Below are 21,842 nucleotides of genomic sequence, written 5' to 3'. Positions count from 1 at the left end.
ATATCATGCCTACTCCAACTCTTTTCAAGCACCTGCTACTGCCGGGCTGCAGCCTTGCTCTGTCACTGCTGTGCGGCGCTGTCTGCGCAGCACCCGCCGGCTTTCAGGCCTACCCCATCACAGATAAAACCCAGCACATACAAGTCGATGGCAAGCTGGATGAGGCAATCTGGGCCAAGGCGCCGGTGTTTGATACCTTTTATCAAACTCAGCCTGTCGATCAGCAAAAAGCGCATTTGAAAACCGAAGTAAGGCTGGCCTATGATGAAAAATATCTGTACGTCGGCATCAAGGCTTACGATGACAAGGCGGCACTGATACGCGCACCTTTTGCACGACGCGATAAGATCAGTATCGATCAGGACTTTGTCGCACTCTACATCGATGCCAGCGGCAGTCATAAGGCGTCGCAAGTGTTTTACGTCAATGCGCGTGGTGCGATCATGGATGGCATGTACTCGGATATGACGGGTGACGATACTGCACCCGACTATGATTATCAGGTCGCGACCGCTATACAGGATGATGGCTGGAGTGCCGAATACCGGATACCGTTTTCCGAAATCGCCTATGATAAAAATGCGGAAAAACCCTGGAGCCTGCTGGTATTGAGGAATATGACCAGGGATCAGCGTTACCGTATGTATAGCGGTGGCGTCACACGTGCTGCCAGTTGCAATCTATGCTTCTCAGATGATATTCAGGGCTTGAAAAATCTGCCTTCCGGTATGAACTGGAGCATCACGCCACAGATAGTCAGCCGCCGCAGTCGCGATGAACAAAGCGGCTCAGCGGCAAAATCAGCGAGCAGTAATCAGCTGAGTCTGGACATGAAATTCAGGCCGGATTCCGCCACGACTTTCGATGCCACCATACGCCCGGATTTTTCACAAATCGAGCTGGATGCACCTCAGTTATCCGGTAATACCCGCTTCAGTATTTTCGTCTCTGAAAAACGGCCGTTCTTTTTGGAAGGCGCTGATATGCTGAAAACGCCGATGAATGTCATCAGCACGCGCAGCATTTCCAATCCTGATGCAGGCTTGCGTTATACGCGGCGCGATGGCGAGCGTGATATCAGCATCCTCACAGCCAGAGATGTCGCCGGTGGCCTGGTGCTGCTGCCGAACAATTATTACACCGGACTCGCGACCCGCACCGAGGATTCCATCGCCACCGATGCGCGCGCCAACTTCCACTTTGGCAGTTTATCTGCGGGTGCGGTATTCACTGATCGCACTTTGAGCCAGTCGAAAGCGTATAACCGCGTGTTCGGCCCTGACTTTATCTGGCAGCGTAATGAAAATGAAATGCTGCGCGGCCAGCTCTTAATCAGCCAGACCACCGCCCAGGCCAATGCCGATGGCAATCTGGTCGCAGGCAACAGCACACGTGGTCATGCTGCGCATCTCGAATGGTCGCGTGGCAACGACAGTTGGGCAATGTCCGCCACTTACAAGGATTTAAGTAAAGACTTCCGTGCCGATAATGGCTTTTTTTCACAGACCGGATTTCGCAGCTTTAACTCTGAGCTGGTCAAAAAATTGGGCCGTAACGGCCTCTTCCATGAAGTGAATCCTTATCTGCAGCTGGAATACAAACGCGACAGCCTCGGCAATATCATGGGCCGCAGCCTGATACCCGGCATACGTGTTGCCAGCCATTACGACAGCAGTGCCTATCTGGCCGTCAGCCCGGCCAGCCAGAGCCGTGTCAGCGAAACGGGTGAAGTATTTTCAAGCAATAAGTTACTGGCCGGTTTTGGCGTGAGTCCCGGTCGCCAGGTGGCCAGGGTTTCCGCTGACCTGACACTGGGCGATGTGATCGATATCGACAGCAACCGCCTCGGTCGCGGCGGTACGCTGAACAGCAGCGCCAAACTGCGTCTGCATGACCGCTTCGAGCTGGAACCTAATTTTGCGATCAACTGGATCGATCAGTCTGCCACGCCCGGCGTCACTCAGTCTGGCCGCGCCTACACCGAGACCGCATTTCAACTCAACAGCGTGCTGCACTTCAGCAGCCAGGACAATCTGCGTCTGATTTATCAACGCGGCCATGCCTGGCGCAATCCGGCCTTGTACCAAAAAGCGGTCGCTGCCGATAGTGAGCGCCATATCAGTTCGCTGGTGTACACCCATACCGAGAGCCTGGGACGGGTAGCCTATCTGGGCTGGACCCGCTCCGGCAATGAGACACCCGGCTTTACTGCCAGACGCCAGCAAAACGAAGTCTTTGTGAAGCTGTCATGGCGTATCTGAAGCTGAGCTAATGTTAAAACCTGAGCGACTCAGGCTATACCCCAGTCGCGCAGTATCGCAGCCGACTCATCGTTCTGATGCGCGGATTGCGCAGGTACATCCGGCTGGGTACGGCTGAAACGCGGTGCCGGTGCTGGCTGCACCACACCATCGAGTTCGACAAAACTGGAACGCGCTTTTGCATGTGGATGCAAAGGCGCGTTTTGCATATCCAGCACCGGTGCGCAACAGGCATCACTGCCCTCCAGTAATTCACACCATTGCGCCTGAGTTTTTGTCGCAAATACCTGCGCCAGCTGTTGTTTGGCAGCGGCCCAGCCAGCGCGATCAAACTGCGCCGGTAACTGGCTTGCTTCTATTCCGGCCAGTTGCAGCAATTGCTGATAAAACGCAGGCTCTATCGCACCGACCGCCATATAACGCTGGTCGGCACAAGCATAGGTATCGTAGAAATGCGCAGCACCATCGAGCAGATTAGTACCCCGCTGTAAGGACCAGGCTCCGGCGGCCTGAAAGCCATATAGCATCGCGCCCAACAATGCACTGCCTTCCGTCATTGCCGCATCCACCACTTGCCCCTGTCCCGATTGACGCGCTTCCAGCAAAGCGCAGACCACACCAAACGCGAGCAGCATGCCACCGCCACCAAAATCAGCCACCAGATTCAAGGGTGGCGCAGGCGGACTATCCGGTCTACCCATCGCTTGCAACATGCCACTCAGCGCGAGGTAATTGATATCGTGTCCGGCACTGTGCGCTAAGGGTCCGGTCTGTCCCCAGCCTGTCATACGTCCATACACCAGACGCGGATTACGCTGCAGGCAAACCTCGGGTCCCAGCCCCAGTTTTTCCATTACACCGGGCCGGTAGCCTTCGATCAAGGCATCCGCTTTGTCACTCAGCGCCAACAAGGTCGCCTGATCCTGCGGCGATTTCAAATCCAGCGTGATCACACGCCGGCTGCGCCCCAGCACATCATAACGACTGCCCAACAAAGGAAATACCTGCGCCGCCGCCGTGGCAGAGTCGGCGCGGCGCTGCACCCGAACCACCTCAGCTCCCATATCCGCCAGCATCATGCCAGCAAACGGACCAGGCCCCAGGCCCAGCATTTCTATCACACGCAATCCTGCCAGCGGCCCAGTCATCCGCACACTCCTGTATTGAAAGAGAATCAGCAGTATCGCTGTTTTTTTGTGCTATTCATCCTTAGTGCATGCGGAAACAACAGGATTTTTTAGTCAGCTGCATGCACTCAGCTACATTCAGGCCCTGACTCAGGTAAGCTGACAGACTGATCAGGTTTTTTTATTTTCATTGCACATGCCAGAGATACAGCCACCTGCCAGCCACAGCAAAAAACGTGGCCGCCCGACTCAAAGCGGATCAGACAGCAGCCGCCGTCTGATTTTGCGGCATGCTGCCGCGCTGTTCCGGCAACAGGGCTATGACCATACTACAGTACGCGATATTGCAGCAGCCAGCGGCATGCAGGCCGGCAGCTGGTTTTATCACTATAAATCCAAGCACGACATGCTGCGCGCGGTGATGGAGCAGGGATTGCTGGACGCTTTGGAAAAGATAGAAGCGATACAGCAGCAGCCGCTGAATGCGCGCGAACTGTTCACGCAACTGGTGAGCGCGCATCTGGAAACTCTGGTCGCGCCGGAACATGATTTCATCCCAGTTCTGCTGTATGAATGGCGCGCCCTGAATCCGGAAGCGCGACAAGAGATCGTGCATCTGAAAGACCGTTATGAAGCGGTATGGGAAGCCTGCCTGCACAGGCTGCAAGCTGAGGGCAGCTGGCACATGCCGGGGGACTTCGATAAGCTCTGGATGTTTGGCGCGCTGAACTGGACTGCCCAGTGGTACCGTCCACGCGAAGGCCAGACGCTGGCGACACTCAGTGCCGACGCTGTCCGCTTTTTGCTGCGCTGCTGAGATTCAGTACAGGCACTGACTCAGCAACGCAAAAAACTTACATCAACAGCGCTCAGGATGCGATGTAACTGGTTTTCATGGTGGTGAAAAATTCGACCGCTGCACTGCCCTGCTCGCGCGCACCGTAGCTGGAACCCTTGGTACCACCGAAAGGTACGTGATAGTCAACCCCGGCAGTCGGCACATTCACCATCACCATACCGGCCCGCGCATGACGACGGAAATGCGTCGCATACTTGAGTGAGGTGGTACAGATTCCGGCGGTCAGCCCGAATTCCGTATCATTCGCGAGCTGCAAAGCATGCTCATAATTCTTAGCCGGGATCACCGAAGCGACTGGTCCGAAGATTTCTTCGCGCGTATGCTGCATGGCCGGATCGCAATCCACGAATAAGGCAGGATTGAGGAAATAGCCATCGATATCACGTTGCAGGCGCTCACCACCGAAAGCCAGTTTCGCACCTTCGTCTTTAGCGATCTGTATGTAACGTAAATCCTGATCCAGCTGCGACTGATCCACCACCGGGCCGATGTCGATGCCTGCGTGCAAGGCATGGCCTACTTTCAGCTGGCGTAGTTTTTCCGTGACCGCCGCCACAAAGCGAGCATAGATCGCCTCTTCTACGATGAGACGCGAAGAAGCCGTGCAGCGCTGACCGGTAGAGTAGAATGAGCCCTGAACCGCCGCATTGACGGCCACCTCCAGATCACTGTCCGCCAGCACCACCAAAGGATTTTTACCGCCCATTTCCAGCTGAACTTTGGCGCGTCGCGCTGCACATGCAGCGAGTACCCGGCTGCCAGTTCCGACTGACCCGGTGAAGCTGATCGCATCCACGCGGCGGTCATTCACCATCGCTTCGCCAACCACACGGCCAGGTCCGGCCACCAGATTAAATACACCAGGCGGCAAACCTGCGCGGCTGATAATTTCCGCCAGCGCCCAGGATGAAGCAGGGACTAATTCCGCCGGCTTGAGTAATACGGTATTACCAAAAGCCAGTGCCGGTGCGACTTTCCAGGCCGGGATCGCGATAGGAAAATTCCACGGCGCGATGATGCCAACCACACCCACCGGTTCACGACTCACATCAACTTCTATACCAGGACGTACTGACGCCAGTTTGTCGCCACGGATACGCAATGCTTCCTGTGCAAAGAATTTGAAAATCGCGGCAGCACGCCCTACTTCCCCTATCGCTTCCGGCAGAGTTTTACCCTCTTCGCGCGCCAGCAAAGTACCGAGCTCGGTTTTACGCGCCTGGATTTCAGAACCGATCAGGTCGAGTGCATCGGCTCTTTGCTGTACACCCGAATGACGCCAGCTCAGCGATGCCTGATGGGCTGCCGCAATCGCTGTCTCTGCCTGTTCTGCACCCGCCGTTGCGTAGTCGCCAACCACATCAGCGCGGTCAGACGGGCTGCGTACGGTGGTGTGCTGAGTGCCGTCTGTCCATTCACCGTTAATCCATAATTTTTTCATTATTCTGTCTCCTTCAGGCTGCCCGCTGCCAGGGCAGCTAGCGTTGATGTTTTGGCGGGAAACACAGGCTGACGCAACTGTGGTGCTTCCCAACCGTATAAAAACTCACAGGCCGTGCCGCATATCCTGCCCTGACATGGCCCCATACCGGCGCGCGTCACCAGCTTGGCAGTGCGCCAGTCAGCATGTTGCTGTATGCGGGCGGCACTCACGTCTTCGCACCGGCACACGAGGGTATCCGGTTTGCATAGCGCGCGCAATCCGGCTCTGAGTGAAAAAGTCGTTTGCAACAAATGCGCAAATGCCAGTGTCTGTTGCTGCACGCGTCGTGCGGCAGCCGGAATCACCTGTGTGGTGGCGGCCAGCCCTGCGATTTGGCCCTGGATCAGCGCCTGTTCCACACCGCCGATACCCGTCACTTCACCCGCAGCCCAGATGTTGCTTACAGACGTCATTTGTTGCGCATCAACCTGCACTTTACCTGCTGTCAGCGCACACTTCAGCGCGTGCGCCAATTCCAGATTAGGCGTTAAACCATAACCACAGGCCAGTACATCACAGCTAAGTTCAATTTCCTGCTGGCCCTGGCGCAGCCGCACTTGCTGTAAACGCTGCTGACCGGATGCTTCCAGCACCGTGCTGTGTGCGCGATAGCGTATACTTCGCAAAGACCAGAACAAGCCCAGCGCCTGCCAGGCTTTGGCGCGCTGCTGGCGCAATAAATGCCAGAAAAATCTGCGCAAAGCGGACCAGGGCTGATCTTCTGCAATCAACAACACCTGTGCGCCAGCTTGCTGCGCAGTCTGCGCTACGGCCAGTAACAGCGGGCCGCTACCGGCGATCACCACGCGTTTTCCCTGCAAGCTGGCACCGGCCTTGACTAAGGCTTGTAAGCCACCCGCCCCCATCACACCCGGCAAAGTCCAGCCCGGAAAGGGCAATAAAATCTCGCGCGCACCGCTGCATAAAATCAGCTTTTCCCAGCGTATTGTCAGTATCTGATCGTCCTGCTCTGCCACCAGAGTTTGCGCCTGCAGCGCGACGATGCGCGTCGCAGGCAGGTATTGCACCTGCTCACTGGTGCGAATTTGCTGCCACATCGCATGGGCGCGTGCATCTTTCCAGTTCGTTTCACCACCGCGCCAGATCTGGCCGCCGGGTGCCGTATTTTCATCCAGGATAACGATACGCACGCCAGCCTGCAGCGCAGCACTGGCCGCTGCCAGACCGGCTGGCCCGGCGCCGATAATCAAGATGGGCGCAGAAATCTCTTGCTGTTTCATTTTGCCTCCATCGTTTGCTGGGATGCAGTCTGTATCACCATGCCAGTGCTACACAAAGTCTGACAAGCGAGACGCTGCGGCTGTCCATTAATCGTGACGCGGCATTCCTGGCAGACACCCATGCCACACAGCGCAAAACGCGGCTCACCGCTGACAGAACAGCGCGTCAGCCACTCATCCTGCTGCATGAGTAAGGCTGCAACCGTGATACCAGTCTGCGCCTCGGTGGCTCTGCCATTCAGCCAGAGCCTGATGCTTTCCTTTTGATCTTGCATAGCTCAGGTCTCCGGCTGGATGAAACGGGATGGACAATAGTGTGCGGCATGCACCGCGGGTATGCGGCCAGCCATCTGATCCGAGATGATCTGCGCGGTGGCCCAGGCAGTAGTGACGCCTAAACCTTCGTGTCCGGCTGCTATCCAGATGGAGGGATGATGAGGATGCACACCGATCAGGGGATGACCATCGTCTGTCGCTGGCCGCATACCCGCCCATGCACGCAGGATGCGCATCTCGCTCAGCCCAGGCAATAAACGCATCGCTGCATTCAATACCGCCGTGAGTGCCTCAGGATCAAGCGAGGTATCAGGCTGATGATCCTGGCGGCAGGAGCCGATCAGCCACTGACCGGTAGGCCGCGGCTGTACATTCGCAGCGACAGTCAGACCATCCGGCCGCATGCTGCTTTGCCCATAATCCATACTGACTACCTGATGCTGTAAGCTGCCCGGATAACGTTCAGTAATGGCCAAATGGCCTTTGCGTGGAAACACCCGCAGCTCAGGCAACAGCTCGCTGAGCTGTCCGCCTGTCGTCACGACGATACGCGCGGCATAGATGCGCTCGCCATTAGCGAGAACCACATGATCCGGCGCCAGCGACTGCACACGGCGGCCAGACAAATAGCGGCCACCGGCACCCACCAGTTGCTGACTCAGAAAATGGGCCACTGCAGGTGGGTAAATCACACTGTCTTGCTGCACCCGCACCGCACCGGCCAGACCTTTGCGCAATGCGGGTTCCAGCCGCGCCAGCTGATCACCGCTGATGGCATCGGCCTGCCAGTCATGTGCATTCAGCCGTGCTGCACGCTGATGCGCCTCAGCCAGTTGCGCCTCATTTTCAGCGACCCATAAAGTGCCACAGGGATGGTGTTCAGCTGTGCCCGGAAAGGCTTGCAGAAACTCACGCCACAGGCGCAGTGAATACAGACAGAGCTCCAGCTCCTGCTCACTTTCATCAAGTGCCACCAGATGTCCCATACCGGCTGCCGTCACGCCGCAGCCAGCGCTGGCTGCGTCGATCAGGGTGACGCGGTAGCCCTCTTGTTGCAAGGTCCACGCACAGGCCGTGCCTATGATGCCGGCCCCGACTACCAGCACATCACTATGCAAACTCATTGCGTTGAAATGAGGGCTCAGGCCAGTTGTGGCAAGACCGGACGGGTCGCCAGTGCAGCACGCACCACGGCCTCGGCACGGCTACGCACTTCACCCTGCAAAGGCTGGCGTGGCAGACGCACACGCTCATTGGACTCAATGACCATGGCCTCAACCAGCTTGATGTTTTGTACCAGATAGCTGGACACATCCAGATCCAGTAAAGGGCGGAACCAGCGATAGATAGTGAGGGCTTCGGCATAGCGGCCAGCCTGAATCAGCTTATAGATCGCAACCGTCTCATGTGGGAAGGCTACCACCAGACCAGCTACCCAGCCTTTGGCACCGGCTGTCAGTGCTTCAAAAGCCAGATTATCGACACCGGTGAACAAGTCATAGCGATCACCGAGGCGGTTAATGATTTCTGTACTGCGACGGATATCATCCGAGGATTCTTTAACTGCCACAAAGCGCGCATCATCGGCCAGCTCTTCCAGCATATCGGTCGTGACATCCACCCTATAAGCAATACGGTTAGAGTAAATCATGACCGGCAAATCAGCCGCGGCCGCGATGGCACGCAGATTGGCGATGGTTTCCTGATGATTGGTATGGTAAATCGTGCTTGGCACCACCATCAAACCATCGGCACCTGCACGCGCTCCTTTTTCAGCCAGGGCACAGGCTTCTTTGGTTGAGGCTTCAGCCACGGTCAGCAAGGCAGGCTTAGATCCGCATACTTCTTTGCTCAGTTTCAGCACATCGATACGTTCGGCGTGGGACAGAAACGGTCCCTCACCCAATGAACCACAGGCGATCAGCCCATCGCAACCGGCATCCATCAGATATTGGAAGCAACGCTGCATTTCCTTGAAATCGAGCGTATCTTCAGGAGTGAATTTTGTCGTTACTGCAGGAATAACACCTTGCCACATGATAGAGCCTGACTTTCTCCGGCCGCTGCCGGTCTGGATGATAGATCTGTCCCACTCAGTAAGTACCTGCCGCTCAAGGCAAGTCATGATGAACTGAGCACTGCTTACCTCCGCAGCATAACGCAAAGTCTGCGCTGACTGACATGAAGTTCAGTACACAGTGTAAGGCGCAACGGATCTCACGTCTTGACCGATGCACAGCATCTGGAAGTAGAAATCTGCACAGCCAGTCTGGCTAGACTGCGGCAGCAGCAAAAAAAATGCGGAATCACCAGAATGATTCCGCATAGCAGATGTAAGCAGCGGCGCTCAGCCCAAATCAGCCACCCATCCCCAGCAGGTAGATGCCATAAGCAACGATGCCCCATCCGGCAAAACGTAATTTACCTGCGCTGGCCAGTCGTTTTCTGGCCAGGAACAAGGCGGCGCCCAAAGCTTGCAGCAGACAACTGGCCAGTGTGAATCCTGCCGCATACGCGAGAAGGCTCATACCTGGCGCTAACTCTGCACCGTGTGCATAGCCATGCGCGGCGCCAAACACGCTGATCGCCAGCACGCCCGCCATGACCGGCACCCGGACTGCCATCGCCATCACCAGGCCGCCGCAGAGTACCGATGCTGCGATCAGATACTCAGTCAGATGCGCCACCCCAAATGCAGCACCGAGCGAGGCACCCAGGCACATCGCCAGCGTAAATTGCAGACTGACTGCATAAGGACGCAAATTAGTTTGCTGCACAGACCAGTAACCCACTGCCAGCATCGCCAGCCAGTGATCTGCACCAGTGAAAGGATGGATCAGTCCGGCCAGCCAGCCTGAGCCACTATGCAGGCCATCGTGCGCTAATGCGAGGCCAGGCATGGCAAGCAGACTCAGGCACAGCATCAGTAAGCGTGTTATATTTTTCGAATACATAGAACAACTCCCCTTATACAAATTTAAAAATTCCGCACCGGCCTTCAGTATTTCTGACTCTAAAAAAAAGGCTGCTGAAATTTTCTTCACCCCTTATTGCAGCGTTTTTTCCACATCCAGCATGCCCTGCTCGCGGATGAAACGCACCACGTCTTCCAGTCCTTCACCGCTGCGCAAATTCGTCATCACGAATGGGCGGCTGCCGCGCATACGGCGTGCATCCTGCGCCATCACATCCAGATTGGCGCCGACATAAGGTGCCAGATCGGTCTTATTAATGATTAATAAGTCGGAACGGGTAATGCCGGGCCCGCCTTTGCGCGGAATTTTTTCTCCGCCTGCCACGTCGATTACATAAATGGTCAGGTCGGACAGTTCAGGACTGAAGGTAGCGGCCAGATTATCGCCACCCGACTCCACCAGGATCAGATCGAGAAATGGAAAATCGGCACTCATGCGTGCTATCGCTTCCAGATTGATGGACGCATCCTCGCGGATCGCGGTATGCGGGCAACCTCCGGTTTCCACACCCATCAGACGTTCGGCTGGCAAGGCATCGGCACGCATCAGGATTTCCATATCCTCTTTGGTATAGATATCGTTGGTGATCACTGCCATTTCATAGTCAGCACGCATGCGCTTACACAGCATTTCGCACAATGCTGTTTTGCCTGATCCTACCGGACCGCCGATGCCGACTCTTAAAGGATTAGGATTATTCTGTTTGTTCATAGCGAGTCCTGTTTTTTCAATTTTCGTTTATTCATTTTTTCAGCACCGCACTAAAGACGCATACTCAGGAGCGGTATAAGCGACTGTATTGCACCTCATGCTGCATCGATAACAGCGACAAGCCCGGTGCCCAGTTACTGAGACTGGCATCGTCCAGTTGCTGCGCCAGTTGCGCGGCCTGCTCCAGTACTGGCCCCAACGCCAGCAATAAGCGCTGACCAGCCACCTGTCCCAGCGGCACCGATTTGACGCAGACCAGCACCTGATTTTCTGCCCATGCATACAGGCTGCCGATTAAAGCCTGGGCCGGTGGTACTTGCAAACTAATGGCAGCACAGGCATAGGCGGTAGGAAAAGGAATCTCCGGCAAGCTCTGCAAAATCCGCGCCGCATCTGCATCGGCCACCTGTAAATCAAGCAGCAGTCTGGACAGTGAATAACCCATCTGTATCGTCTCGGCACGGAATTCCGCCGTATCCCGCGCTGCGATGAACAAGGTATTCCAGCTGCTGACCGCTTCCGCATCGGCACAGGCAAAGGCTTGCAACAGGCGCCAGGTCAGCGCGGCCTCGAACGGTGCCACCACCTCGAGTGCATAGGCGGCTATCCAGTCTTTGGCCTGAGCTGCATTCGTGACGTGACCCTGTTCTATTGCCGCTTCCAGTCCTTGCGAATAACTATAGGCACCGACCGGTAAAGATGGGCTGGCCAATTGCAGCAAATGTAGTAAGGCATGCGCCTGCATCGCCTTAACTCCGGCCTTCAGCGCAGCAGATGCGCATGGTTTTCACTGTACATCTCCGGGCCGGTGTATGCGTTGACGCAGCGGTATCGGTGCCAGCGGATGGTGTGCGTGATGGCCGTCGTGATCAGCATGATGATGGCCGCCACCATAGGCACCTGACTCGGGTTCGAAGGCAGCCATTTCCTCACTCACACTGGCACCCAGACCTTGCAACATCTCTTTGAGTACAAGGTCCTGCCGTATGCGTAAAAAACCTGCCCCGACCTGTGCCTGGGTATGGCGGTTCCCTAAATGAAAAGCACAACGCAATAAGCTTTGCGCTGAGTCGCATTCCACTTTGTAAGTCGGTTCAGCCGCTGCCAGAATTTGCACCGTGCGGCCATCGCTGGCCATCAGCAGATCGCCATGACGCATCACGCTGCCGCGCACAGTCAGCACCGCGACTTCTTCACCCGACAACAGCCTGGCGCGCAAGCGTGATTTCTCACGCAATTCATAGGGCAATTCGAGCTGGCCGTAAATCTGTTCAGCCTGTTCGGTTTTGGTATGTAAAGTCAGCATGTTGTGTATCCCTTGAATGAGGCCATAACGCCGCTGCGGCAGTTTTGCGTCAGTCCAATTCGGTTAAAACAAAAAATAACGCTGTGCCAGTGGCAGGCTGCTGGCCGGTTCGCACACCAGCAATTCGCCATTGGCGCGCACCTGGTAGGTTTCCGGGTCGATTTCCATATGTGGCGTCAGGCTGTTATGCAGCATGTCCTGCTTGCGCAGACTGCGCATATTGCGCACAGCGATTAATGTTTTATTGAGTTGCAATTCTTGTGCCAGACCCGCATCCAGCCCGGCCTGCGATACGAAAGTGAAAGATTTTTTCAGTCCACCGCCGAAGGCACCGAACATCATGCGGTAATGCACAGGCTGAGGCGTCGGTATCGATGCATTTGGATCGCCCATCTGTGCCGCAGCGATCATGCCACCCTTGAGTATCATGGACGGCTTAACGCCGAAAAATGCCGGTTTCCATAGCACCAGATCGGCGATCTTGCCGACTTCTACCGAACCCACCACATGGCTGATACCGTGCGTGATGGCAGGGTTGATGGTGTATTTGGCGATGTAGCGTTTGGCGCGGAAATTATCGTTGTGGCTGCTGTCTTCAGCCAGCGCACCGCGTTGCTGCTTCATTTTGTGCGCGGTCTGCCAGGTACGCATAATCACTTCGCCCACCCTGCCCATCGCCTGCGAGTCTGAAGACATCATAGAAATCGCGCCGATATCATGCAGAATGTCTTCGGCAGCGATGGTTTCACGCCGTATGCGCGATTCGGCAAAGGCGATGTCTTCTGAAATCGCCGGGTCCAGATGGTGGCACACCATCAGCATATCCAGATGCTCATCCAGGGTATTCACGGTATAGGGGCGGGTCGGATTAGTCGAAGATGGCAGCACATTGGCCTGGCCGACTGCAGCGATAATATCCGGCGCATGACCGCCACCTGCTCCTTCGGTATGAAAAGTATGGATGGTCCTGTCCTTGAATGCCGCCAGCGTATGCTCGAGAAAACCGCCTTCATTCAGCGTATCGCTGTGGATCGCAACCTGCACATCCATACGGTCTGCCACGCTTAGGCAATTGTCGATTGCCTGCGGCGTACTGCCCCAGTCTTCATGCAATTTCAGCCCTATCGCACCCGCATAAATCTGCTCTTCCAGCGGCAATGGCAAACTCACATTACCTTTGCCCAGAAAACCCAGATTCATAGGAAAAGCATCGGCTGCCATCAGCATGGAATGCAAATGCCAGGGACCAGGCGTACAGGTGGTGGCGGCCGTGCCGACTGCCGGACCAGTGCCGCCACCTATCATAGTGGTGACCCCGCTCATGAGTGCTTCTTCAATTTGCTGCGGGCAGATAAAATGAATGTGAGTATCGACCCCACCGGCCGTGATGATCAGACCTTCACCGGCGATGATCTCCGTCGCGCCGCCGATGATCATATCGACGCCGGGCTGGATATCAGGATTACCGGCCTTACCGATAGCCGCGATCAAACCGTTTTTCAGGCCGATATCTGCCTTCACGATGCCCCAATGGTCCAGTATCACGGCATTGGTGATTACAGTGTCCATGACTTCACTATGCGCACGCTGGGACTGCCCCATGCCGTCGCGTATCACTTTGCCACCGCCAAATTTCACCTCTTCACCGTAGATCGCAAAATCTTTCTCGATCTCGATCACCAGACTGGTATCTGCGAGCCGGATGCGGTCACCCGTGGTCGGTCCAAACATTTCGGCATAGGCCTGACGGCTGATTTTCATATGCTCTCCTTCAAGGCACCCATGACTTTGCCATTGAACCCATAGACCCGCCGGTCACCGGCCAGCGCCACCAGCTCGACCGTGCGTTGCTGACCAGGCTCAAACCTGACTGCGGTACCGGCCGCTATATTCAGGCGCATGCCATAGCCTGCGGCGCGCTCAAATAACAAGGCCGGATTGGTTTCGTAAAAATGAAAATGGGAACCGACCTGTATCGGACGGTCGCCGCTGTTCGCCACTACCAGCGTACGGGTCGCGCGGCCGGCATTGAGCGTCAGCTCACCGTCTGCGATCAATAACTCTCCGGGTATCATAGCTCGCTCCTAGGGAATGGGATGATGCACAGTGACCAGCTTACTGCCGTCCGGGAAGGTGGCCTCAACCTGGATATCGGGGATCATTTCCGGCACCCCATCCATCACCTCATCACGACTCAGTATCTGTGTGCCTTCCGACATCAGCTCGGCAACGCTCTTGCCATCGCGCGCACCTTCCATGATGGCCGCAGTAATCAATGCCACGGCTTCGGGATAGTTCAGCTTCAGGCCACGCGCTTTACGCCGTTCGGCCAATAAGGCTGCGGTAAAGATCAGCAGCTTGTCTTTTTCTCTGGGGGTCAGATCCATCGCATTTCGCTTTCAGGCAAGGATTAGTCATGTCATCCTTAAGCATTGCAAGAATCACTCCAGCTTATACACAGAACCATCCCTGGACTTTCTCACCATAACAGTGCAGCCTGCTCCGCATTGGCGCATTAGCGCATGAGCGCAACGATAAGCAGCGCAGCAACTTGTCGGGGTGCCTCAGCCCGACCCCGACTTAGGATTACAATATGCGTCACCTCTCAGACACCGACGCCAACTCAACCGACCTGAACTGACCTATCATGAATTTTTCCTGGCTCAATGACTTATTAGCCCAGCACCAGCAACTGCTGGTGTTTATCAACGTCTTGCTACAGCAATTAGGCTTACCGGTTCCGGCTGTGCCGACCATGATGTTTCAGGCCAGCCAGGTCACGCACTGGCTGAGCTTACCCATGTTATTGCTGGCGGCAGTCTGTGCCTCACTGCTGGCGGATCTGATCTGGTATCAGGCAGGCAAACAGTTTGGCTACCGCATCTTGAAGTTTTTATGCCGCATGTCGATCAATCCCGGTTCCTGCGTGAATCAGACCGAACAACGCTTCGCGCGCTGGGGCATCTGGTCGGTGGTGTTTGGTAAATTCATTCCCGGCTTTTCCACTATGGCTCCACCGGTAGCGGGCGCGTTGGGTATGTCGCGCAGCCAGTTTCTGCTGGCCTCGGCCATCGGCGCTGCCTTATGGGCCGGACTGGCGCTGGCGGCTGGCTATGCCTTGCAAGCCCAAATCGCGGTTCTGCTGGCCCTGCTGGCCACACATGGCATACGCATTGTGCTGGTATTTGCTGCAATATTGGCCAGTTGGATAGGCTGGAAATTCTGGCAGAAGAAACGCTTCGAACGGATGGCAGCCATACCGCATATTCAGGCCAGTGATTTGCGAGCCCTGCTACAACAGGGACAGCAGGCGCAGATCATTGATTTACGCAGCCCGACACTGGTGGCTGAAACTGGCGTAGTTCCGGGTGCGCTGCAGGCGGAGCTCAGTCATCTGGCCGACCTGAGCGAACAGTTATCGCGTGATACTCTGACTGTGACCTTTTGCGCCTGCCCCGGCGACGCCAGTGCTATCCATGCCGCACATCGCTTGCAGGAACTGGGCTTTACTCAGGTGCGGCCTTTACGTGGTGGTTTTGATGCGTGGCAGCAGGAGACGCAGGCAAAGTAAAGCGGCGGACCGGCAGACTCAGGTTTGCCAGATACGCGGTATCTGTGCCGCTTTGCCGCACATGATGGGCCGCAGATGCTGCCAGACCAGTTGCACCCAGGCGCGCGCGACTTCGCTGGAGTCGCCCAGGTAACGCGCTACCAGCACATTTTTGACCACACTGGCGCCCACTGCTGCGCCCGGCTCCTGATCATCACACAGTTGTTGCATCGCCTCGCGCAAAGCCTGCATCTGCGCTGCATCCGGTAAACGTCCGGCCGCCAGCAAGGTGGCTGAAACGGTATGCCCGCGCAAACCCAGCAAACTGTGCATGGCGGCCGAGCCTGCCTGCAACTGGCCCTGCTCTGACCATAGTAATTGCTGATCGCGCCAGATGCGGGTGCGCTGGGACAGTGAACCCTGGGTGAAACGCTCGCCACTGGCCTGACGGCCAAAACACAGAATTTCAGACCCCAGATATTGCGCATCGCCTTGCAATCTGACCTCCTGCAGCATGTCCACCTGCGCCGCGTCAAACACGATGGTTTCCTGCGGCAGCCACTCCAGCACGCTGCCCGCAGCCAGCTCCAGATGCACCGCCTGATGCGAAGCCTGCCCCATGCTTTTATACCATTTGGCAGCGCCCGGTGTGGTCATCAGCGCATGGCTGCCAGCAGCGCAACTGACTTGTATCTGTAAGCGGTCGCCACCCACGATGCCACCGGGTGGATGAATGATGATGGCATGGCAGATATCCGCCCCTTCCGGATACAAGGCTTTTTGTACCCGTAAAGGGCCATGATGCGAGCGCTGCAGCAGCCTGCTCGCATCAAATGCACGTGCAAAGCCCAGCTTTAACTGGGCTTCCCATACGTTTTGTTCTGACTGTGCTGTCTGGCTTGTTGGTGCCACATCAGCCTGATTCTGTGTCATGCCTGCCGGTCCGCTTAGTATTTATCCACATCAGAAGAAGCAGGAAGCATGCCGGAGGAGAGGATTAACGCATTTGCGGATAGCCGGTGATTTGCTGTATTTCTTTATACAAGGGCTGCAGACGCGCATACATTTTCTGGTACACGCGGTGATACAACTCATTGTAAATCTGATGGTGATGCGCAATGGGTTCGAAAGTATCACCTATGCGCGTCATGGCCGCGATGGCACTGGAAAAATCCGGGTAAAAGCCCAGCCCTACCGCAGCATCAATGGCCGCCCCCAGGCCGGAAGTCTCATACACATGCGGGCGTGAGGTCGGCAAGCCAAAAATATCGGCGGTCAATTGCATCGCCGCGTCACTTTGCGACCCGCCACCCGAAATGCGCAGACTGGTGATGGCGACACCACTGCGCTTTTCTATGCGTTCCTTACCGTCACGCAGCGCATAGGCCAGGCCTTCGAGTATCGCGCGGTACATGTGGGCGCGCGTATGTACATCGCCAAAGCCTATCATCGCGCCTTTCGCTTCCGGCCCCGGTACTTTAATGCCCGGCGTCCAGTAGGGTTGCAACATCAGGCCCATAGAACCCGGCGGCACTGCATTCACCAGTTCATCGAATAAGGCTTCCGGCAATACGCCCTGCTGTTCGGCCTGGATTTTTTCATGATGACCAAACTGTTCTTTAAACCAGTTCACCATCCAGTAGCCGCGAAATATCTGCACTTCATTGCTGTACGCGCCGGGGATCGCAGCCGGATACGGTGGGATGAAGGGCACCACTTCCACATATTTGCGGCTGGTGGTGTTGATGGTGGCGGTGGTGCCATAACTCAGGCAACCGATATGCGGCTGCTGACAGCCAGCGCCTATCACTTCGCAAGCTTTGTCAGCGGCAGCTGCAATCAGCGGCGTACCTGCCGGAATGCCAGTCACTGCGGCGGCCTCAGCGGTTATCGCGCCCAGCACGCTGCCGGGTGGCAGCAATTCAGGCAGGGTTTCCGGACGCACTGCGAGTGCCTGCCATTTCCAGTCCAGCTTACCAGCCCATTTCAAGCCCTTGTAATCAAACGGAATATAGCCGACCTGAGAACCGGTGGAATCGACGAAACGATGACATAGCCGGTAATTCAGATAGCCGGACAACATCAGGAATTTATCGGTTTTTTCCCAGATCTCGGGCTGATTGACTTTGATCCAGTTGGCTTCTGCCTCACCACGCAGAAATTGTATGGTGTCGTGCACACCGGCGACCCGGAACGCGGCCAGCCACAGCGGATGCACAGGCGGCACCACATCGGTACGACGCTGATCCAGCCAGGTAATCGCCGGGCGCAAAGGCTGCCCCTGCTTATCCAGATTGACCACCGTGCCGCGCTGGGTAGTGACCGCCACACCAGCTACCCGCGTGGGCTGTATGCCATGCGCTGCCCATAAGCGCTGACAAGCCTGACACACGGCTTGCCAGTAATCTTCGGCATGATGTTCAGCCCAGCCCGGATGCACAGAAAAATAAGCTTCTAAATGCACCTGAGATTTCGCCACGATATTGCCGCGCAAATCAAACAAAATGGCACGCACGCTTTGCGTACCATTATCGATAGAAAGTAGGTATTGCTCAGACATAGGTCCCCTGCCCTGTTGGTCTCTGTCACGCAGTGGTGCAGAAATCGCGTTTTATTTTTTGTATTTTAAATTTTGCTGTTTCAACGCTTTACGGATACCGGCGTTGCTGATGTCGCTGTTGTCATTGAAGCTGAGCTTGCTGCACGCAGATGCTGCACACTGTAACAACGTTCCCATAATGCCAGATAATCCGTCCATTCCTGCAACCAGCGTGCATCATTCCAGCCCAGCTCTTGTTGGCAGATACGTCTGAACAAGTCTGCATGAGCCGCCCCACCAGCCTTCAGCAGCAAGCCTAAGCGGGTACGGCGTAACAGTAAATCATCCAGATGCCAGACCGCCTCAAAGCGTGCGGCCCAGCGCAACTCCACCACCAAGGTCTGGGTACCGGGCAGCGTCTGTAATTCTGCCTCCTGTGCCAGCGAAATCAGCGCCAGCGCATCCTTGCCCCAGCGACCACACAGACGACGCCATTGCTGCGCATTTAAGCCAGACGGCACCTCAGCCATGGCGGTGGCTGATAAAGGATCAGGAAACAGGGTATCAGCTGCCTCGACTTCTTTCCAATGCGGGAAATATGGTTTGAGCTGTTTTAACGCATCCAGCGCAATCAACCGAAAGGTAGTCAGTTTGCCGCCAGTCACAGACAGCAAACCATGTTCCAGCCAGACCGCATGATCGCGCGCTTCTTTGGATGGATCAGCCTGTCCGCTGTCGATCACAGTCCTGACTCCGGCATAGCAAGACACAATATCATCGCAGCTTAATGCGAGTGATGGAAACTGAAAAGCCAGCGCTTCCATCAGATAATCCAGCTCAGCCTGACTGATACGGGCTTCCTGCTGGATATCCAACTGATGATCCACATCAGTCGTTCCGACCAGCGTCACCCCTTCCCATGGATACAGGAATACCGGCCTTCCATCGCGTGGATGCATCAGACTGACGGCTTGTGCCACCGGCAAACGCCAGGCCGGAAAAATCAAATGACTGCCGCGCAAAGGCCGCAGCTTTTTAGCACTATCGGCCTGCACTACATCTGGCCGCCGCAAGCGCGCAGCCCAGGCGCCAGTCGCATTGATCACAGTGCGGCAATCGATTTGCAAACGCTGACCGCTGACCTGATCCACCACTTGCACCGCGCTTGCCTGCCCGTCACTGTAGAGCACGTTTTCAACCGCCACATAATTCAATGCGACCGCACCGGCCGCCTGCGCTTCCTGCAAAACCCTGAGCACCAGCCGTGCATCATCGGTTTTGGCATCGGCATAACACAGCCCGCCTTGCAAATCCTGCTGGGCGATATGCGGCGTGAGTAAGTTGAATTCATCCTTGCTGAAATAGTGACGCGCACGCTGGCCCGCCATGCGGTCATAGATCGCGAGGCCCAGTGCAAACATCCAGCGTCCCGGTTTGCGTCCGCGATAATCGGCAAACGCAAAACTCTGGGCTTCCACCAGTCCATCCGCTTGCTGCATCAGGCGTTCACGCTCGCGCACGGAATCGCGGGTCAGATGAAACTTCGCTTCTTTCAGATAACGCAAACCACCGTGTACCAGTTTGGAAGAACGGCTGGAGGTACCCCAGGCAAAATCGCGCTGTTCCAGCAATAGCGCAGATAAGCCACGTTTGGCCGCTTCCAGCAAAATACCGGCACCGGTAATGCCACCGCCTATGACCACCACATCCCATTGTTGGCCACGATGCTGCAGGGCTTGCGCGATGTCAGCGTTTGCGCGGTTTTTCCAGGCCGGATGTCTCATGATGCATCCTGTGCAGTATCAAATAATTTACCCGGATTCATACGCTGATCAGGATCAAAATGGCGCGCCATTGCACGCAGCGCACTGAGTCCAAGTTCCCCTTTTTCTGCCTGCAAGTAAGGCGCGTGATCCCGCCCCACGCCATGCTGATGACTGATGGTGCCGCCCAGTCTGACGATAGTCTCCGACACCTTGGCTTTCAGACTGGTCCAGCGAGCCAGATCGGTTTCATAGTCGCCGCTCAGGCGGAATACGAAGGTGGTATAAACACTGGCACCCTGCGCGTATAAATGCGACAAATGGGTGTAGGTATGGACCTGCTCACCAAACTCTGCAAAACTCTGTTGCGCGGCCAGCTCCACACCCTGCATCATTGTGCGGACTTTAGGCCAGTCGCAGGCGGTTTCCACGGTATCGATCGCATAGCCGTGCTGCCACAAGGTATTACGCAGATACACATTACGGAAGCGGCCCTGCTTCCATTTTTCACCCATGGTTTTACCGATGTGTACACCACGATGCAAACCAGCGATTGCCAGTGCCGCGCATATTGCAGCGCTGACTTGCGCGCGGCCGCCACTGGCACCGATCAGCAACAGGCATTTCTGTTCCTTGCAATTGCGCAGACTCAGGTAGCGTTCCAGCCAGCGTATCAGGCTGGCATGCCCGGCCAGCGTGAGACTGGTCAGGGTTTCGGTCGCATTCGATAAGCGCAGCATGGACAAAGGCAATTTGCTTTGCGCGATCTGCTGTACTGCAGCCTGCGCCTGTTCCCAGTCGGGAAAGAACACTGCATGAAAGGCTTCCTGTTGCGGCAAAGGGCTGATCCTGACGGTCGCTTCTGTCAATATGCCCAGCCGTCCTTCGGAACCGAGTACCCATTCGCGCAGGTCGGGTCCGGCAGCCGATGCCGGAAAAGTTGGTAACTGCAGACTGCCCGCCGGTGTCTCCAGTCGCCCACCCGCAAACAGCTGTTCTATACGTCCATAACGCAGCGATTGCTGGCCTGATGAACGGGTCACCACCCAGCCGCCCAGCGTCGAATACTCAAAGGATTGTGGAAAATGGCCGAGTGTGTAGCCATGCGCTCTTAACTGTGCTTCCAGATCCGGGCCAAACACCCCGGCGCCGAAACTCGCTAACTGCGACTGTCTGTCCAGACTGATGAGCTGACACATGCGCTGCATCACAACTGTGAGTACAGGCTGCGCGTTATCCACCACATTGATGTGTCCGGCGACACTGGTACCGCCACCATAAGGAATCAGCGCCACGCTATGCTGCTTTGCCCATGCCAGCAAAGTGCTGACATCAGCACTGCTCTCAGGAAAAGCTACGCCATCCGGAAAATGTGCGATGCGTCCGTAACGCAATGCCAGCCAGTCCGGCAGACTTTGTCCACGGCTATACCGTACGCGGGTCGCAGCACTCGTATCGATCAGGGGATGTGCTGGCAGCCTGCCGGGCGGCACCTGCGCACAGACTTGCTCCCAGCTGGCATCACTGAAAGGAATAGCGTTGCCTATACGCTGCTGTAAAAACTGCAGTGCCTGTGGCTGCACCGGCAGACTATAAGTATCATCGCCCCAACCATTCCAACGTCTCATGCTTGTCCTTTCGTCTTTTCTGCGACACAGGCGACGCCAGCTTACAGTCTGCCGTGTGGTCGCTTATTTGCCAGTCTTCTGATTTTGATCAGCTGCCGTACAGACCAGGACAGACTGAATGTT

20 protein-coding genes are annotated in these 21,842 nt (G+C 56.1%); 3 read left to right on the top strand and 17 right to left on the bottom strand.

Annotation, left to right across the window (positions count from 1 at the left end; all coding sequences use genetic code 11):
- Positions 1-5: 5 nt before the first annotated feature.
- Positions 6-2,261 carry a carbohydrate binding family 9 domain-containing protein gene (locus H8K43_RS08015; protein ID WP_186903334.1) on the top strand — a complete coding sequence of 752 codons (2,256 nt, stop codon included), beginning with the start codon at positions 6-8 and terminating at the stop codon, positions 2,259-2,261.
- Positions 2,262-2,290: 29 nt separating this feature from the next.
- Here H8K43_RS08015 and H8K43_RS08010 read toward each other — a convergent pair whose 3' ends face one another.
- Positions 2,291-3,409 carry a CaiB/BaiF CoA transferase family protein gene (locus H8K43_RS08010; RefSeq protein WP_186903333.1) on the bottom strand — a complete coding sequence of 373 codons (1,119 nt, stop codon included), beginning with the start codon at positions 3,407-3,409 and terminating at the stop codon, positions 2,291-2,293.
- A gap of 175 nt (positions 3,410-3,584) precedes the next feature.
- On the opposite strand from H8K43_RS08010, the gene H8K43_RS08005 reads away from it, so the two are divergent.
- Positions 3,585-4,205 (top strand): TetR/AcrR family transcriptional regulator, encoded by a 621-nt coding sequence (locus tag H8K43_RS08005; protein ID WP_186903332.1) that lies wholly within the window; start codon positions 3,585-3,587, stop codon positions 4,203-4,205.
- Positions 4,206-4,257: 52 nt separating this feature from the next.
- Here the strand turns inward: H8K43_RS08005 and H8K43_RS08000 are convergent, their stop codons facing one another.
- The 12 genes from H8K43_RS08000 to H8K43_RS07945 form a co-directional block, all read right to left on the bottom strand.
- Positions 4,258-5,688 carry an aldehyde dehydrogenase family protein gene (locus tag H8K43_RS08000; protein ID WP_186903331.1) on the bottom strand — a complete coding sequence of 477 codons (1,431 nt, stop codon included), beginning with the start codon at positions 5,686-5,688 and terminating at the stop codon, positions 4,258-4,260.
- Complete coding sequence (locus H8K43_RS07995; RefSeq protein WP_186903330.1) at positions 5,688-6,971, bottom strand: NAD(P)/FAD-dependent oxidoreductase; 1,284 nt, start codon at positions 6,969-6,971, stop codon at positions 5,688-5,690. The genes H8K43_RS08000 and H8K43_RS07995 overlap by 1 nt, the downstream gene beginning before the upstream one ends.
- Positions 6,968-7,246: a (2Fe-2S)-binding protein gene (locus tag H8K43_RS07990; RefSeq protein ID WP_186903329.1), complete on the bottom strand. Its 279-nt coding sequence runs from the start codon at positions 7,244-7,246 to the stop codon at positions 6,968-6,970. The genes H8K43_RS07995 and H8K43_RS07990 overlap by 4 nt, the downstream gene beginning before the upstream one ends.
- 3 nt (positions 7,247-7,249) lie before the next feature.
- Positions 7,250-8,371: an NAD(P)/FAD-dependent oxidoreductase gene (locus tag H8K43_RS07985; RefSeq protein WP_186903328.1), complete on the bottom strand. Its 1,122-nt coding sequence runs from the start codon at positions 8,369-8,371 to the stop codon at positions 7,250-7,252.
- Between the two features lie 17 nt (positions 8,372-8,388).
- Positions 8,389-9,285 carry a dihydrodipicolinate synthase family protein gene (locus tag H8K43_RS07980; protein WP_186903327.1) on the bottom strand — a complete coding sequence of 299 codons (897 nt, stop codon included), beginning with the start codon at positions 9,283-9,285 and terminating at the stop codon, positions 8,389-8,391.
- A gap of 319 nt (positions 9,286-9,604) precedes the next feature.
- Positions 9,605-10,201, bottom strand: coding sequence for a HupE/UreJ family protein (locus tag H8K43_RS07975; protein WP_186903326.1), 597 nt, complete (start codon positions 10,199-10,201; stop codon positions 9,605-9,607).
- Between the two features lie 93 nt (positions 10,202-10,294).
- Positions 10,295-10,933, bottom strand: coding sequence for an urease accessory protein UreG (ureG, locus tag H8K43_RS07970; protein WP_186903325.1), 639 nt, complete (start codon positions 10,931-10,933; stop codon positions 10,295-10,297).
- Between the two features lie 64 nt (positions 10,934-10,997).
- Complete coding sequence (locus H8K43_RS07965) at positions 10,998-11,678, bottom strand: urease accessory protein UreF (RefSeq protein WP_186903324.1); 681 nt, start codon at positions 11,676-11,678, stop codon at positions 10,998-11,000.
- Positions 11,679-11,720: 42 nt separating this feature from the next.
- Positions 11,721-12,239 (bottom strand): urease accessory protein UreE, encoded by a 519-nt coding sequence (gene ureE, locus H8K43_RS07960; RefSeq protein ID WP_186903323.1) that lies wholly within the window; start codon positions 12,237-12,239, stop codon positions 11,721-11,723.
- 63 nt (positions 12,240-12,302) lie between these two features.
- Positions 12,303-14,000 (bottom strand): urease subunit alpha, encoded by a 1,698-nt coding sequence (ureC, locus tag H8K43_RS07955; RefSeq protein ID WP_186903322.1) that lies wholly within the window; start codon positions 13,998-14,000, stop codon positions 12,303-12,305.
- A complete protein-coding gene (locus tag H8K43_RS07950; protein WP_162020265.1) occupies positions 13,997-14,314 on the bottom strand; it encodes an urease subunit beta in 318 nt (105 codons plus the stop codon). Before H8K43_RS07950 ends, ureC begins: the two co-directional genes overlap by 4 nt.
- Positions 14,315-14,323: 9 nt before the next feature.
- Positions 14,324-14,626: an urease subunit gamma gene (locus tag H8K43_RS07945; protein ID WP_186903321.1), complete on the bottom strand. Its 303-nt coding sequence runs from the start codon at positions 14,624-14,626 to the stop codon at positions 14,324-14,326.
- 260 nt (positions 14,627-14,886) lie between these two features.
- Between H8K43_RS07945 and H8K43_RS07940 the strand changes: the two genes are divergently transcribed.
- Positions 14,887-15,810 (top strand): VTT domain-containing protein, encoded by a 924-nt coding sequence (locus H8K43_RS07940; protein ID WP_186903320.1) that lies wholly within the window; start codon positions 14,887-14,889, stop codon positions 15,808-15,810.
- A gap of 18 nt (positions 15,811-15,828) precedes the next feature.
- On the opposite strand, the gene H8K43_RS07935 is transcribed toward H8K43_RS07940, so the two are convergent.
- From H8K43_RS07935 to H8K43_RS07920, 4 genes are all read right to left on the bottom strand, one after another.
- A complete protein-coding gene (locus H8K43_RS07935) occupies positions 15,829-16,722 on the bottom strand; it encodes an urease accessory protein UreD (RefSeq protein WP_186903319.1) in 894 nt (297 codons plus the stop codon).
- Positions 16,723-16,786: 64 nt separating this feature from the next.
- A complete protein-coding gene (locus H8K43_RS07930) occupies positions 16,787-18,349 on the bottom strand; it encodes an FGGY-family carbohydrate kinase (RefSeq protein ID WP_186903318.1) in 1,563 nt (520 codons plus the stop codon).
- An 80-nt stretch (positions 18,350-18,429) separates the two neighbouring features.
- The gene (locus H8K43_RS07925; RefSeq protein WP_186903317.1) at positions 18,430-20,112 is read right to left on the bottom strand and encodes a glycerol-3-phosphate dehydrogenase/oxidase; all 1,683 of its coding nucleotides are present in this window, start codon (positions 20,110-20,112) and stop codon (positions 18,430-18,432) included.
- Complete coding sequence (locus tag H8K43_RS07920) at positions 20,109-21,719, bottom strand: FAD-binding oxidoreductase (RefSeq protein ID WP_186903316.1); 1,611 nt, start codon at positions 21,717-21,719, stop codon at positions 20,109-20,111. Before H8K43_RS07920 ends, H8K43_RS07925 begins: the two co-directional genes overlap by 4 nt.
- Positions 21,720-21,842 lie beyond the last annotated feature (123 nt).

It is taken from the genome of Cognatundibacterium curvum (genome assembly GCF_014284235.1).
In the GTDB taxonomy this organism is placed as follows: Bacteria; Pseudomonadota; Gammaproteobacteria; order Burkholderiales; family Burkholderiaceae_D; genus Undibacterium; species Undibacterium curvum.
This window is presented reverse-complemented; position numbering and strand designations above follow the sequence as displayed.